Here is a 15243-nt window from a genome sequence, read left to right as displayed (position 1 = left end):
ACAACAACAACATGAAAGCATTAAATCGCTTTTTCCTGCTGCCCCTGGCGACCCTCTTCATGGCGGGTTTGCTCTGGACGTGTAGCGAAGACTTCCTCGAAGTCGAACCCCGTGGAGCGCTCGGCGAAGCCATCCTCAGCTCCGAAGCGGGCATTGAGGGTGCGCTCCTGGGTGCCTACGCCCAACTCGGCGGCCGTGGCAACTATTTCTCCGGTGCTTCCAACTGGGCCAACGGCTCTATCCAGGGCGGCGAGGCCAACAAAGGCACCAATGACGGTGACTTTACGGACATCAACGAAGTAGTTCGCTACCTGCTTGAGTCCACTTCCCGCGTTCCCAGCGACCGTTGGAATGGCCTCTTCGAAGGCGTTGCCCGTTCCAACGCTGCCCTCCGCCTGCTGTCCCTCTCCACCGACCCTCTCCTTACGGACGCTGATAAGGCCCGCTTGGAAGGTGAAGCCCGCTTCCTCCGTGGACACTACTACTTCCAGTTGAAGATTTCCTTCAACCAGGCGCCCTTCCTTACCCCTGAACTGTCGGTAGAAGAACAACAGGTGGTCGTATCCAGTGCAGATATCTGGGACGAAATCGAGGCCGACTTCCGCTTTGGTTACGAGAACCTCCCCGAAACGCTTCCCGAAGCAGGCCGCGCCAACAAGTGGGCTGCCGGTGCCTACCTCGGCAAAACCCTCCTTTACCAGGAAAAGTGGGCCGAAGCCCGGACGGTATTGCGTGATGTAGTCACCAACGGTCAAACGACCAATGGCCAGCCTTACGGTTTGCTCGACAACTACGCCGATGCCTTCAACGCCGAGTTTGACAACAGCAGAGAATCCGTTTTTGCCGTACAAGCTGCTGCCAACTCCGGCACGACCAACATTGCCAACCCCGACTTCGTACTGAACTTCCCCCACAACACCGGTGCCGACGGCCCAGGTAACTGCTGTGGATTCTTCCAGCCTTCGTTTGACCTGGCAAACTCCTTCCGGACGAGCAACGGTCTCCCCCTGCTGGATAATTCCTACAACAGCCCCGCCAACCGCCTGGCCAATGACCAAGGCCTGGAGGGTAACGACCCCTTCACTCCCGATGCTGGCCCCGTTGACCCCCGCCTGGACCACAGCGTTGGCCGTCGGGGTATCCCTTACCTCGGTTGGGGACCCCACCCAGGATTCCCTTTCATCCGCGATCAACCCTACGCTGGCCCTTACTCGCCCAAGAAGTTCGTTTACTACGCCAGCCAGGAAGGATCGCTCTCCGATGGAACCTCCTGGACCCGCGGCTACGCATCCATGAACTACAACATCATCCGCTTTGCTGACGTCCTCCTGATGCTGGCCGAAGCGGAAATCGAAACGGACAATCTGGACGCCGGTCGTACCCTCATCAACCAGGTCCGCGCCCGCGCCGCTAATCCCGACGGTTGGATCAAGAATGAAGATGGCAGCAATGCCGCCAACTACGTGATCGCTACCTACGATATGCCCTTCGCCAACAAAGATGCTGCCCTCACCGCACTGTACTTCGAGCGCAAACTCGAACTCAGCGGCGAAGGACACCGCTTCTTTGACCTCCGCCGTTGGGGCATTGCTAAGACCGAGCTCGACCGCATCATCGCCCACGAGCAGCAATTCTTGCCCGCTTCCTACGCCGGTGCAGTCTTCACCGTCCCCCAGGATCTCTTCTACCCCATCCCACAGCGGCAGATTGACATCCAAGGCCCCGATGTTCTTCCCCAGAACCCCGGCTACTAAGCGTTCTCAGCGTAAGCTGAACCTGAGCAAGGAAAGAGGTAATTTCCCTCTGACTTAACCCACTTAGCCCCTTGCTCCCCTTTCCCAGACTACCAAGTCGGGACCGGGGAGCGAGGGGCTTTCTTTTTTACGTGAGGTCCAGACGTTTCACATCGCAGCTTGAGGTCCAGCCGTTCTACGTCGCAGCAGCAGTTGAGAGGATTTACGGCAAAGGGGATAATCTTTACCTCTGGGGAAAGTACCTCCATCAGGGTGGACAGTCTACGTAAAACGTCTCCACCTCACAGCTGGATCACGCCCTGGCCTTCACAACTTGCCCGGCACCTGCGTCAGCGCCCAAAATCTTCTCGGCCGAATGCGTTTTTTTGGTCATTGTTTCATCAACCCAACAGGCGTTCATCCCCCAGGAAGGGCTGCCGGTAGCGCCGCTCTCCGGTCGCTTTGTAGATGGCATTGGCCACCGCACCGAAAACGGGCGGGAAGGGGGGCTCGCCCATGCCGGTGGGCTTGATGTCGTTTTGCACGAAATGGACCTCGATCTTCTTCGGGGTCTCACTCATCCGAATCATGCGGTAGGCATCGAAATTTTGCTTTTCGGGTACGCCCGCTGCGAAGGTCAATTCCCCGAACAGGGCGTTCCCCACTCCGTCCACGATGGCTCCTTCGGCCATGTTCCGGGCCGCGTCGGGATTGACGACAATGCCGCAGTCGATGGCGCAGCAGACTTTTTCCACTATAGGTTTGCCTTTTTCAATTGTCAGGTCCAAGACGTGGGCGGCGTAAGAGTTGTGGCAAAAATAAGCGGATACCCCCCGGTGCACGCCCTCCGGCGTCTCGTCCCAGTTGCTCATTTCGCGCACCAGTTCGAGCACCCCGGCGTAGCGCGCGGGGTCGTAATCATTGTTTTCTCCGACGGGGTCTTGCTGGGCCCGCGCGAGTAAGTTCAGGCGAAACTGGATGGGATCTTTTCCGGCGGCCTCCGCTACTTCGTCGAGGAAAGCCTGCTCCGCCCCGGCCATGAAATTCGAGCGCGGGGCACGGAATGCCCCGATGGTGATGTTGGAATCGATGGTCCAATCCTCCGCGAGGTAGTTGTCTACCGCCCCGGCGGGGAAGCGATTGGCGAACAGGGGGCTCTCGGGAATACCGCCCGCTTTCACGTGCAGGGCCGTCAGCGTGCCGGTGGCGTCGAGGGCTGCGCGGTAGGTAGCGTGGTAGGCCGGGCGGTAAATGCCGTTGGCCATGTCATCCTCCCGGGTGTAGATGAGGTGGATCGGTGCTTTGGCTTGCTGCGCGATCAGGGCTGCCTCAAGCATGTAGTGGGAGTAAGCCCGCCGTCCGAAACCGCCGCCCATGCGCGACATTGCGATCTCGATGTTCTCGACTGGGAGGCCCATCCGCGCCGCAATGGTGGGCTCAATCATTCCCGGCGCTTGGGTTGGCCCGACGATGCGGACGCGATCTTCCTCCACTTGGGCGAAGCAGTTGATGGGCTCCATGCAGTTGTGGGCCAGGAAGGGTGCGGAGTAACTGCGCTCAATCACCCGGTCAGCCCGCTGGAAAGCGGCCTCCGGGTTGCCGTCTTTGCGGACTTGCCGACCGGGCCGGGCGGCCATCTCCTCCATCCGGGCGAGGTGGTCGGTGCTGTTTTCCAATCCTGCGGGTACTTTCCGGATGGACTTGCCGCCAAAGCCATTGACGCTTTCTTCAAAGGCCTCGAAAGTCTGCCATTCCACCTGGATGGCTTTTTTAGCCTTCATTACTTGCCAGGTGGATTCCCCGACAATGGCGACCAGCTCCGGGAAGGCATTGGTATCAAAGCCCCCTTTTTCGAAGCCGTCCTTGTAGGTTTGAATGGTAAAAACGTCGCGGATGCCCGGCATGGCCTTCACATCGGCGAGGTTTTGGATGGCCTGAAAGCGCATCCCGAAAGCGGGGGGCTGAACGACCATCGCGGTCAGTTGCCCTTTCTCCCGGTGGTCGTGGCCAAACAGGGGCTGGCCACTGACGATTTTTTTGCCGTCCAAGTTCTTTTGGTCGTGGCCGATGATGCGGAAATCCTTGATTTCTTTCAGTTCGACCTCCTCTGGAATGGGCAGTGCGGATGCGGCAGCGGCCATCTCGCCGTAGCTGGCCGAGCGGCCTGATGCCGTGTGGTTCAGCAAGCCGGCGGCAGTGCTTACCTCAGCCACGGGCACCTGCCACGCCTGGGCAGCAGCGTCCCGCAACATGTGCCGCGCGGTGGCTCCGGCCATGCGGAGTCCATCCCAGCGCGAGGCAATACCCCGGCTACCACCCGTGAACTGGAAACCGTAAATCTCTGAATTGTACGGGGCCACTTCCGAGATCACCTTCGTCCAGTCCGCGTCCAGTTCTTCGGCCACAATCATGGGCATCGAAGTTTTGATGTTCTGGCCAAATTCCGGGTTTGGGGTGTAGATGGTTACCACTCCGTTGTCGCCAATTTTCAGGTAGGCATTGATCTCAAACCATTGGTCGGGCATCGCCAGGATTTCCGCCTCGGTCTTGTCCGTGCAGGACGTCAGCCAGTTGAAGCCAAGCACCAGTCCGCCCCCAGTGAGGGCGGCGGATTTGAGGAAGGAACGGCGGCCAAAGGCGGTTTTCTGAATGGGCATAATGGAAAATGATTGAGGCGCTACGGATGGGGGCGCGGACGCAGGTGCGAGGAGAAGGACGCCCCCCCAACCCCCAACGGGGGAGAGCAGGGCGGGGATAAAAGCGGTGCTAGCCCGCAGCGTGGACCGACTTAATGGCCGCTTTGATGCGGGTGTAGGTACCGCAGCGACAAATATTGCCATTCATCGCCGCGTCAATATCCGCATCCGTGGGGTTGGGCGTATGGTCCAGCAAGGCGGACGCGCTCATGATCTGCCCGACTTGGCAATATCCGCACTGGGGAACGTCCAAAGCCAGCCAAGCCAGCTGCACGGGGTGATCGCCATTTTCGGAGAGCCCTTCGATGGTGGTGATAGGCGGGGATTCTGCCTGGGAAACCGGGAGTTGGCAAGAGCGCATCGCCACGCCGTCTACGTGTACCGTACACGCTCCGCAGGCCCCTACTCCGCAGCCGTACTTGGTGCCGAGGAGTTGGAGTTCATCGCGGAGCACCCAGAGCAGGGGCGTATCGGGATCGACATCCACCTGTTTGCGCTGTCCATTGATCCGGAGGGTATAGCTTGCCATAATATCGAGAAGTTGACCAGATAATCACTTGGTAAAGGTAGTACTCACCAATCAGGTGCCCCTAACCTGGACTACGCTATTTCCTACCCAAATTACTGTTTTCCGTGAGATCAAGACGAGGTCAAGACGTTTCACGTCGCAGCAGAGTGGATCCGGACCTCCGGTCCGGAAGAAAGTTTTTAGCCCAGGGAGTTGCATGGAGTTAAGCATGGAGTTAATTGGAGTTTTGGCGGCCACTATTTTCAATGTTCAATAGCGTGGGTATCCCGTACACTGCTGAAGGTCAGGGCCATCATTTTCCAATCTTTGCCTTGGCGCTGGTAGACTTCGGTAACGGTAAATTCAGTGGACACTTCGCTCTCCCGCACTACGGCATCTAGTGTAATCCGGTTCCAGACGATCGCCAGATCTCCCGTAATTTCTACGGCTACATCGTGGACGGTGGCCTTTTTGTACCAAATGCTGCCGGTCTTGATAATTTCCAGTTCCCGCTCTTTTTTCCAGCTGCCGCTCATGTGTACGAATTTGGCGGAATCATCAAAAAGCGCCGCCAGTTTATCGACCTCTTTATTCGCCATCCACTCCCATTTATCGGAGGATATCTGGCGAATTATTTCCTCGGTGGCAGCAGAAGCCTGAGGGCCTTGTGCGGTAGCCTGTTGTACCTGCGCCGGGTGACAGGCCGAAATGCCGCTGATGGCCCAGAGGGCAGCAGAAAAAATGATTATTCTGTATAACATAGAGGATATTTTTGGAATGGTAAAAAATTGGGCGCGCACGCAGGTGCCAGGGTAATGAAGGAGGAGCAAAGCACCTACCGACCACCGCCGCGACGAAGGAAAACACTTCACCCCACCGCCCGGAACTCCCCGGGGGTGACGCCCACAATTTTTTTGAACAACCGCGTAAAGTGCTGCGGATACTTAAACCCCAGTCCGTAAGCGACTTCAGCGATGCTCTTGTTGGGGTCAAAGAGTTGCTCTTTGGCCACGGTGATCAGTTTGAGTTGGAGGTGATCCTGCGGGGATTTTCCGGTTTCTTTCTTCACCAGGTCGCCGAAGTAATTGGCGGAAAGGTGGAGTTGGTCGGCGAAATAACTCACCGCGGGCAAACCCGTCTCTTCGGCCAGGCCGGAGCGAAAGTACCCATTAAGTAAGGCCTCGAATTTGGCCAGTACGCCTTGGTTGACGTTGCTGCGGGTGATGAACTGCCGGTCGTAAAACCGGACGCAGTAATTGAGAAACAACTGGAGGTTGCTGATCAGTAGCCGCTTCGTATGCTTATCGATCAATCGCTCCAACTCGTTGCGGATTTTCCCCAGGCCATCGTCAATCAGCGCCCGCTCTTTTTCCGAGAGGTGCAGGGCTTCGTTGGCTTCGTAAGCGAAAAAGGAATACTCCTCCATATTGCCCGCCAGGGGAGTTCCCAGGAGGAAGTCTGGATGGAAGACCAGGGCTTGGCCCACGGGTTGGTATACCTCCTCCCCCGCTTGGCCAATCACTTGCCCGGGGGCGATAAACACCAGGGTGCCTTCTTCGTAGTCGTATGTGCCACAACCGTAGCGCAGGTCGCCGCAGCGCACCTCCTTCAGGAAGACGACGTAGAAATTGAACTGCATCCGCCGCAGGGTGCGCGGATGGGCCAGGGAGAGGTCGACCACGCTGATCTGAGGGTGCTGAACACCCTGGTTATTGAATGCGCAGTATTGCTTGATGGTATTGAAGGTGGTAATGCTCTCCATGGTCGCTGGATTTTGGTCTAGTGTAGTTCTTTGCTTTCCACTGCCCGCCGGATCAGATCCAGGCGAGTGGTGGTGGTATCTGTTTTTCCCACTGCTGCGCCTCCCCTTTCAAATTCAATGATTTGGCGCTGGCGAGGGGCGTATGCTGGCCAAAGAGGGACTCCTGCGCCATTGGGATTACCGGTTTTGGCAAAATTGGCCCAGTAGGTATTCATTATTTTTGCTACTTCTTGGTCTTCGTTCGTCACCGTATCTACACCCCACCGGGCATTAAGGTTTCCAAACACATAGGCGATTTCGGAAGCATGGGGAGCCCCATAAACGAGCCGTTGATCAAGGACTTGCGGCACGTAGCCAAAGCGGTAGACGAAAGCAGCTTGCTTAGCTTTAGCCCATGCTTCAGCCGTAAAGTGGGAGGGTTCTGCCCAAACTTTATCGGTATTCACTTTAGTGAGGACTTCGCCCAGTTCCTTGGTTCCTGCAGGATCATACACCGCTTGGGCCTCAGCGCCCATTGCCCCAAACAGCTTCCAAAGTTCTTCTTTTGAGGAGGCATTGACAAAACCTCCGGGCACTTCCGCGCTATTGGAGCCGATGATGAGGGGGACCCGAGCTTGCCGCCCTCCCAGGTAGGCGCTTTCAGCCGTTTCTACAACCAGCTTACCATCGAGGACAGGGCCAGTATAAATAGGGATGTTTTCTTCTCCGTAGAATTCCATTCCGCTGTCGATGATTTCTGCCGCGTCAAGCGCCCGAAGTTGGCCGAGCGCTACGGCATCGGTGCCGTTGATACCGTGCTTGCGGGCAAAGTTTATCCCGATGGTTTCGGCGGAAACGGGGTAATAGCGATCTGCGTCATTCTCCCGTAATGGCCGGCCGGTAAGCACGCCATCGCGTCCTCCGCCTGATTGGCTGATGGCCTTATGAAATAAGCCTTTTGCTGCGGGAATAGTGAGTAGGGAATGTACGGAGACGCCTCCGGCCGACTCGCCAAAAATGGTAACATTACCCGGGTCTCCACCAAAAGCAGCGATGTTCTCTTTCACCCACTGCAAGGCAGCGATTTGGTCCATATAAGCATAACTGCCCGTCCCCTCTTCCGCATGCTCCTCACTTAAAGCAGGGAAAGCAAAATGCCCCAAGCGGCCAAGTCGGTAATTATGCGTTACCAAAATCACATTTTGTCGCGCGAACACCTCCCCGGCGAAAGCGGGAGAGCTTCCGCTCCCAAATACAAAGGCTCCGCCGTGGATCCAAACCATCACAGGCAATTTTGCGTCTTGGTTTGTAGCGGAGGGGACCCATAAATTAAGGTAGAGGCAGTCTTCAGAAGAGCCATTTGCTAGTGTTCCGGGTGTTCCTCGGCCAGCTTGGGCGCAATCTGCCGCAAATTCTAATGCTCGGTATTCTTCGGTCCATGTAGCCACTGGCTGCGGGGCACGCCAGCGCAGGGAGCCTACTGGCGGAGCCGCAAAAGGAATACCTTTAAAGGAGAGTACGCCCTCTGATTCGGCGCCCCGAACAGGACCAGCACTCGTTTGAACGAGCTCAACTACCGGCAGCGTGGGTGTTTTTTTCGTTCTCGGTGCAGCTTGGCATCCGAAGAAAACGGAAAGAATGATGCTGGCGAATAAAAAATATTTCATAATGCTTGAGTTATAATTTTTTTTCTGCTAACCAGTTGGATACCAAATCAGCAATTTCCAGGTTATTCAGATCAGAAAATGGAAAATGCGTATTGCCCGTAATGCCAACATCTGGCAGGTATACGAGGGAGACGTCTCCACCACGGTCATTGACGGCATCGCGCCATTTTTCCGCCATCGCCAAAGCGGCCGTCCACTGCTCCTCGCCGGGTTTACCCGATGGTTCCCGGGGGATATTGTCTCCGTAGTAAATCACAATAGGGATCTTGGTAAGGCGGGTAAAGTCGGCATCAGGTACGCCCCTTGCGCTTAGCACCCCACCGAGGTAGTTGATGGGTTCTGGTACCTTATCCTCTGGAAAGGGGAAGTTGCTGCCAGGCTCGAAACAAACTATGCCCGCTACTTTATCGCTGCGCAGGGCCGTTAACCACCCCATACCACCACTGTGGGAATGGGTCATCAGGATACTTGGCCCTGTGCGTTCCAAGAGTTCAATTACGGCAGCAACATTCAAGTCAATGTCCAAGGGCCCAATATCGGGCGTAATCTGCCGAAAATACTGGTCCACCGTTTCCGCATCTTGCTTGAACTGAACTCCGGGATAAAAATCCGGGTATACACCAAGGCGAAAAATGCCAAACCACAGTTGATCGCTGGGGCGTGCATCAATGGTCACCGGCTCACTGCTTCGGCCTGCGCGGCCCCGGCGGGGTTGGTCCAACACATACACTGGCCAGTTGCGACGAAGAAAGATGTTTTGAAAGCCTTCCCGACCGTCCGGGGTAGTTTCCCAGGTTTTGGAGAACTGCCCGTAGCCGTGCCACATGACAATAGGATGCTCACGTGCGTCGGCAGGTACTTGATAGAACACGTAGGCGTGGTCGCCGTGAAGGGTCTGGCCTTCCGAAGCCTGGCTGGAGGGATTGAAAAAGCCATGCGCAATGGGATCGAAGACGCCTGGGGCAGTTTTTACGCTGCCACCGACGAAAAAGCTGCCTTGTTCTTTGATGGCCAAAAGGCCCTCAGTAGCATCGGAAGGGGCTGAGCTGGTGGCATCTTTACAGTCAGTGAACATCGTTATTAGCATCAAGTAAAAGCCGACCCGCATCCAAAGATGCAGGGGTTGCGTGCGGAGAGCGTTATTGGTGGTCATAAGCAGTTGCTTGAGGTTGTAAAGGTCGGAAGAGTCTGGTGTGTGGCCTTACCCCAATAACGGATTGAAGTACCCTCTTACCGTAAGGGCCCACTTCTATGGCAACCCCAAAGATGGAATCCCCTTTCAATCCTCTCTGGCTCGCTGACTGCCCAGCCAGATAGGTGATTGGCTACTCGGACGAGACTTTTTAGAACACATACCCACAGGTGCTGATTTCGGGAGAGAAAGCCTATACTTGCCAACATGACGTACCTGAAAAGTGGGAAAGCCATTATACTTACCCGTAAGCCTTATGCTCTACGGCTTCCTAAAAAATAGTAGCAGCCCGTTTAAACCCAATCCTACAAGTATGAATCCTGAACGCATCATTTCCTACTTTTCCTTCTTCTTCCAGCTATCGGACGAGGAGTTGGCCTTTCTACGGGCGGCCTTGGAGGAAAAAAAATCAAGAAAGGACAACTGATTTTAAGGGAAGGAGACGTTTGCCAGCACAATTCATTCGTAGTACATGGCTGCTTCAGAATGTACAAAACTGATGAAAATGGAAAAGACCACAACCTTCAATTTGCCACAGAGAACTGGTGGATTTTAGACATGGACAGCTTCTACTCCCAGCAACCAAGTGTTCTGAATATCGAAGCACTTGAAGAATCTACAGTATACCAAATCAAGAGGGAAAACCAGATTAAACTGTACACCAGCTATCCTAGATTCAACCGTATCTTTAGAGTCCTGAGCGAAAATGCCCTCATTGCAAGTCAACGAAGAGTGTTGCAAAATCTAGGCTCCAGTACCGAAGAACGCTATCTCGATTTCATCGAACGCTACCCACTGCTCTTCGGCCGAATTTCCAACTTACACGTAGCTTCCTACCTTGGCATAACGCCCGAGTTCCTCAGTGTTGTCCGTAAGAGGCTAGCCAGCAACAAGGGATAGTCCTATAGATTTATTAATCTACCTTAAGCTTCATTGGCATGCAAATACCTGACCTTTGCCACACCAAAATTTTCGCCTTCTAGTCCAAAGTGCCGTATGAAAACATTCTTACCTTCTTTCCTAGTAACCGTTCTCCACACCGGCGCTCAGTTGCCCATAAAATGGTACTATATCCTATTTTTATTGGTTTTGTCTCTTGGCGTTTTCGGGCAGAGCACACTCCGCCTTAAAAAGCAAACCTTCGAACTACATAACGTAACTGGGGAAATTTTGCGCTTTGAGGGCAAAAAAGTCCTGAAAATTGAGAGAGACCTCAACGCGATCCCTTTCGACCTCAACAACTTGGAGGCCACAGTAGATGAACCACATTACGCTAAACTTATCGGGCTCAGTGATTTTGAAAATGGAACAATCGAGATCAAAATGCTCAGTAAGCTCCAGGATCCTGCGCCTTACCCCGGCATCGCAGGCTTTATTGGGATTTTCTTCCGCGTAAATGAGGACGATACGGCCTTTGAATCCATCTACCTGCGCCCAAAAGTGGGAAGGGTAAACGACCAAGGAATGCGCAATCGTACCGTCCAATACTTTTCTTACCCACACGCCAAGTTTGCCACTCTACGCCAATCCGCACCGGGTAAATACGAGGGGCCAGCGCCAGTTGCCCTCAATGAATGGATCACCATGAGAGTGGAAGTAAACGGTCAAACTGCCGAGATGTACATCAACAACATGAAACATTCTTCCTTTGTGGTTGACCGACTTTTAGGGGCCAACCCAAAAGGCAGCATCGGCCTGTACGTAGATATTGGCACCGTCGGCTACTTCCGAGACCTGAAAGTACGAAAAAAAGAGTTGAAAGCAACCGAGCAGCTTGGAGAAAAAATAGATGGCATTTAGGGCCTGCCACAAGTTACCGTAAACAAGGTCAGCACAAACGTAATCAGGGTTATCCGCCTATTGGGTTAATCCCAGACTTTTGCCGAGCAATTCTTACCCGTTCGGCCATGCTGCTCTTGACCCCCAAATCTCCTTTATCTCGTCTCGGCACCTGCGGCCGCGCCCAGAATCGTTATGCCCTCATCAGCCTGCTCTGGCTCTTGGTAGGCCTACTTTCCGCCCAAAGCGCCGAAAAATCCCTCTCCGTAAAGTTCATCACTGATCCTATTGTGCTCGACGGCATCCTCGACGAGGCGGCCTGGGAAAGCGCCGACCAGACCGATTTTTACTGGCAATTTTTTCCCACCGACTCCGTGCAGGCTGGCCACGCCACCCTTACAAAGGTACTCTACGATGCGACTACCCTTTACGTCGCCATCCGCGCCGAATCGCCTAACGGAAAATACGTCGTGGCCTCGCTGCGCCGCGATTTTGGCGGCACGAATAACGACAACGTTTCCCTCCTTTTCGATACCTATCGCGACGGGGCCAACGCCTATTTCTTTGGCGTAACCCCCTACGGCGTACAGCGCGAAGGCCTCGTCTCCAACGGTGGCTCGGTCTTTAACACTACCTGGGACGTGAAGTGGCGCACCGAAAGCAGAATGTACAAAGACCACTACATCGTTGAAATTGCCATCCCCTTCACCTCCCTCAAATTTCCCGAGGCAGCCGACCGCTGGCGCTTCCGCAGCTACCGCTGGAACCTGCAAACCAACGAGCAGAGCAGCTGGGTCCGCGTGCCCCAAAATCAGCCCCTTTCCAGCCTCGCCTTCATGGGCGAGCTCGTCTTTGAAAAGCCACTCGGCAAATCCCGCACCCCCCTCGCGATCATCCCCTACCTCAACGTGTTGGGCATCCAAGACCGGCGGGCCGACGACAACACCAGCAACATCGGCATTGGGGGAGACGCCAAAGTGGCCATCGGCAACTCCCTCAATCTGGACTTGACGGTAAACCCCGATTTCAGCAACGTTGAAGTAGACGCTCTCTTTACCAATCTGACCCGTTTTGAGGTACTGCTGCCCGAACGTCGGCAATTCTTCATTGACAACAACGACCTGTTCGACAATTTCGGCAGCATCTACAGCGACGCCAGCCCTTTCTTCAGCCGGCGGATTGGCCTGGCCCGCAACTCCTCCGGTGCCCTGATCGAAAACCAGATCCTGGCTGGGGCGCGGCTGAGCGGGAAACTCAACGACAAATGGCGCATCGGCTTGCTGAACATCCAAACGGCGGCCGACGAGGCCAACCAAATCGCCTCTAACAACAATGCTATGATCGCCCTACAACGTAAGGTATTTCAGCGTTCTACCGTAGGGGCCTTCCTCGTCAACCGCGAAACCTTCGGCAAGTACAGCTTCACCGAGCCGGATGAGCATTACAACCGCGTGGCCGGCATCGATTATAATTTGGCCAGCGCCGACAATACCTGGACGGGGAAATTTTACGCCCACAAATCCTTTTCGCCCGACAATAGCCAGGGGAACTTTTCTACGCAGGCCACCACCACTTACAACACCCGTCACTGGAATATCCTGGCCGACTTCGTGTATGTGGATGAGGATTTTCAGGCCGACCTGGGATTCGTCCCGCGCAAGGGCATTTTCAAAAACGGCCTCGGCGTAGCCTACACCTTCTACCCAAAAAAAGGCATCTTGAACACCCACCGTCCGCGCCTGACCAGCCTGATTTTCTGGCGGCCAGCGCAGGATTGGCAACGTACGGACCATACCATCCGCTACGCCCACCTCTTCAATTTTCGCGGCGGATCGGTGGCCGAGGGCCGCTACACCAGCCAGTACATTTACCTGGCCAACCCCTTCGACCCCACCCGCACTCCGGGTGGTGAGCCCCTGCCTGGCAACCAAGACTACCGCTTCGGACAGGTCCAGGCCACCTATACCACCAACAATACGCGGCGGATGACCTACGGGGTGGAAACTACCCTGGGCAACTTCTTCAACGGCCACCTGTACTCCTTCGGCGTGGAGGCGGCCTTGCGCTTTCAGCCATGGGCCCAGCTCTCAGTGGCCATCAATTACGACGGCATTCGGCTGCCCGATCCTTACCCCAGCGCCAACCTTTGGTTGCTGAGCCCGCGGCTCGACGTTACTTTCAACAAATCCCTCTTCTGGTCTACTGTCTTTCAGTACAGCAACCAACGGGAGAACCTGGGCATAAATTCGCGCTTGCAGTGGCGGTTTGCACCGCTCTCGGACCTATATTTGGTATACAACGACAACTACGCCACCACGCCCTTTATGCCTTCTTTCCGTTCGCTGAATCTCAAAGCCACTTACTGGCTCAACCTTTAATTTTTCTTCCATGCGCTTCCTTCCCATGCTCCTCATTCTTTTCACGGCACCTGCGTTCGCGCAAGAAATCCCCGACTCCCTTAACGTCATTTTTGGGCCCGGGGAACGAATCGAGAGTGCCAATTTCACCGGCCCCGTGTGGGTGGAACGGATGCTGACGATTCCGGACGAGACACAGCCGGTGCCCATCGGCAACGTCGTTTTTGCCCCCCGATCGCGCAGCAACTGGCACCGCCACCCGGCCGGGCAAACCCTGTTGGTGCTGGATGGCGTGGGCTTTTACCAGGAGGAGGGCGGAGTGGTTCGCGTGCTGCGCAAAGGCGATCGGGTGCAATGCCCCCCGGGCGTGCCCCACTGGCACGGCGCGGCCAATGACCAGTGGTTTGTCCAGTTGGCCCTCACCAAAGAACACCCCGAGGGGCGGGTGCTCTGGGGCGCGCCGGTGACCGACGAGCAGTACAGCGCGGGCATCTCCCGCGAAAATAAACTAGCCGCTGCGGCCACCCCCCTGGCCCGGCGCTACCAGCACATCGCCACCATCGCGGCCCTCAACACCAAGGGTAATCTTACGGAACTGGGGCCCGCCCTAGGCAGGGCGCTCGACGCCGGGATGACGGTCAATGAATGCAAGGAGATTCTCGTCCACCTCTATGCTTACACCGGTTTTCCGCGCAGCATTCAGGGCCTGCGGACGCTGATGGAGACGGTAAAAGCACGCCAGGCCCAAGGCATCGAGGACGTAATGGGCGCGGACGCAGGTGCCATCCAAAGTGAAGGAGCAAAGTACGACCGCGGCAAAGCCATTCTGGAAAGCCTCACCGGACGCCCCAGCACCGGCCGTGCGGACTACGGCGACTTCGCCCCCATCATCGACCTTTTTCTCAAGGAACACCTCTTTGCCGACCTCTTCGAACGCGATGTCTTGAGCTACGCCGACCGCGAGATCACCACCATCAGCGCCCTGGTTGGACTCGGCGGCGTGGAGCCCATGCTGCGGGGCCATATCGGCATCGCGCTCAACCTAGGGGTTACGGGGCCGCAGTTGCACCGCGTGTGGGATACGCTGGAAGCCACCCTGGGGAAACAGGAAATAAACGACAGCAGGACGCTGCTTTCTAATATCTTATCCAATTAACAATGGTCCGCTACGGTTTGAGGCAACACTTTAGCAAAGTATGCATATAAAGAGGGCAAGCCCTATCTTGTTGGTTCCTTACACCGTACAGATATGACTTGCCCAACGAAGATCGAAATCCTCGTCGCCTCAATTTTGCAAAAACTTCCTGGTATTTCCGCATGGCGCTACCGCTTTTTGCTCCATCTTTTCGTTTTGTGGCCCTCAATGATTGGCCGACGGAACTTTGTCAACCTAGGTCGTCAAGGCGAATATTCTGAGTTCACTTACCGTAAGCACTTTGGTAAACGCATGGATTGGCTGGGCTTCAACAGAGAGTTGAGCGAGCCGTTTTTAGGCCCCAACCGTATCATTGCTCTCGACCCCTCATACCTGAGTAAGAGTGGCAAGCATACTGCTGGAGTCGGTTATTTT

Annotated in this window: 11 protein-coding genes and 1 pseudogene; 6 read left to right on the top strand and 6 right to left on the bottom strand. The window is 55.4% G+C overall.

The window, feature by feature from the left end; genetic code table 11:
- Positions 1–11 precede the first annotated feature (11 nt).
- Complete coding sequence (locus tag H9S92_RS06200) at positions 12–1754, top strand: RagB/SusD family nutrient uptake outer membrane protein (protein ID WP_187465844.1); 1743 nt, start codon at positions 12–14, stop codon at positions 1752–1754.
- Between the two features lie 380 nt (positions 1755–2134).
- Here the strand turns inward: H9S92_RS06200 and H9S92_RS06195 are convergent, their stop codons facing one another.
- From H9S92_RS06195 to H9S92_RS06170, 6 genes are all read right to left on the bottom strand, one after another.
- Positions 2135–4390, bottom strand: a complete 2256-nt coding sequence (locus H9S92_RS06195) for a xanthine dehydrogenase family protein molybdopterin-binding subunit (protein WP_187465843.1) — start codon at positions 4388–4390, stop codon at positions 2135–2137.
- Between the two features lie 109 nt (positions 4391–4499).
- Positions 4500–4958, bottom strand: a complete 459-nt coding sequence (locus tag H9S92_RS06190) for a (2Fe-2S)-binding protein (RefSeq protein ID WP_187465842.1) — start codon at positions 4956–4958, stop codon at positions 4500–4502.
- A 242-nt stretch (positions 4959–5200) separates the two neighbouring features.
- Positions 5201–5707: a nuclear transport factor 2 family protein gene (locus H9S92_RS06185; RefSeq protein ID WP_406612103.1), complete on the bottom strand. Its 507-nt coding sequence runs from the start codon at positions 5705–5707 to the stop codon at positions 5201–5203.
- 98 nt (positions 5708–5805) lie between these two features.
- Positions 5806–6699, bottom strand: coding sequence for a helix-turn-helix domain-containing protein (locus tag H9S92_RS06180; RefSeq protein ID WP_187465840.1), 894 nt, complete (start codon positions 6697–6699; stop codon positions 5806–5808).
- Between the two features lie 17 nt (positions 6700–6716).
- Positions 6717–8345: a carboxylesterase/lipase family protein gene (locus H9S92_RS06175; RefSeq protein WP_187465839.1), complete on the bottom strand. Its 1629-nt coding sequence runs from the start codon at positions 8343–8345 to the stop codon at positions 6717–6719.
- 10 nt (positions 8346–8355) lie between these two features.
- Positions 8356–9453, bottom strand: a complete 1098-nt coding sequence (locus H9S92_RS06170; protein ID WP_187465861.1) for an alpha/beta hydrolase — start codon at positions 9451–9453, stop codon at positions 8356–8358.
- Positions 9454–9945: 492 nt separating this feature from the next.
- On the opposite strand from H9S92_RS06170, the gene H9S92_RS06165 reads away from it, so the two are divergent.
- From H9S92_RS06165 to H9S92_RS06145, 5 genes and pseudogenes are all read left to right on the top strand, one after another.
- Positions 9946–10437, top strand: coding sequence for a Crp/Fnr family transcriptional regulator (locus H9S92_RS06165; protein WP_320055155.1), 492 nt, complete (start codon positions 9946–9948; stop codon positions 10435–10437).
- 96 nt (positions 10438–10533) lie between these two features.
- A complete protein-coding gene (locus H9S92_RS06160) occupies positions 10534–11337 on the top strand; it encodes a family 16 glycoside hydrolase (protein WP_187465838.1) in 804 nt (267 codons plus the stop codon).
- A 107-nt stretch (positions 11338–11444) separates the two neighbouring features.
- Positions 11445–13694: a DUF5916 domain-containing protein gene (locus H9S92_RS06155; protein WP_187465837.1), complete on the top strand. Its 2250-nt coding sequence runs from the start codon at positions 11445–11447 to the stop codon at positions 13692–13694.
- A 10-nt stretch (positions 13695–13704) separates the two neighbouring features.
- Positions 13705–14829: a cupin domain-containing carboxymuconolactone decarboxylase family protein gene (locus H9S92_RS06150; RefSeq protein ID WP_187465836.1), complete on the top strand. Its 1125-nt coding sequence runs from the start codon at positions 13705–13707 to the stop codon at positions 14827–14829.
- Between the two features lie 93 nt (positions 14830–14922).
- Positions 14923–15243: pseudogene (locus tag H9S92_RS06145) on the top strand (transposase); the annotation flags it as partial.

Origin of the sequence: Neolewinella lacunae, assembly GCF_014349155.1 — a bacterium.
In the GTDB taxonomy this organism is placed as follows: Bacteria; Bacteroidota; Bacteroidia; order Chitinophagales; family Saprospiraceae; genus Neolewinella; species Neolewinella lacunae.
Note: the sequence above shows the minus strand (reverse complement) of the source record. Positions and strands in the feature narration are given on the sequence as shown.

Coding starts and splice junctions, on each gene's coding strand:
- H9S92_RS06200 (WP_187465844.1), top strand. CDS start 12: ATGAAAGCATTAAATCGCTTTTTCCTGCTGCCCCTGGCGACCCTCTTC.
- H9S92_RS06195 (WP_187465843.1), bottom strand. CDS start 4,390: ATGCCCATTCAGAAAACCGCCTTTGGCCGCCGTTCCTTCCTCAAATCC.
- H9S92_RS06190 (WP_187465842.1), bottom strand. CDS start 4,958: ATGGCAAGCTATACCCTCCGGATCAATGGACAGCGCAAACAGGTGGAT.
- H9S92_RS06180 (WP_187465840.1), bottom strand. CDS start 6,699: ATGGAGAGCATTACCACCTTCAATACCATCAAGCAATACTGCGCATTC.
- H9S92_RS06175 (WP_187465839.1), bottom strand. CDS start 8,345: ATGAAATATTTTTTATTCGCCAGCATCATTCTTTCCGTTTTCTTCGGA.
- H9S92_RS06170 (WP_187465861.1), bottom strand. CDS start 9,453: ATGCGGGTCGGCTTTTACTTGATGCTAATAACGATGTTCACTGACTGT.
- H9S92_RS06160 (WP_187465838.1), top strand. CDS start 10,534: ATGAAAACATTCTTACCTTCTTTCCTAGTAACCGTTCTCCACACCGGC.
- H9S92_RS06155 (WP_187465837.1), top strand. CDS start 11,445: ATGCTGCTCTTGACCCCCAAATCTCCTTTATCTCGTCTCGGCACCTGC.
- H9S92_RS06150 (WP_187465836.1), top strand. CDS start 13,705: ATGCGCTTCCTTCCCATGCTCCTCATTCTTTTCACGGCACCTGCGTTC.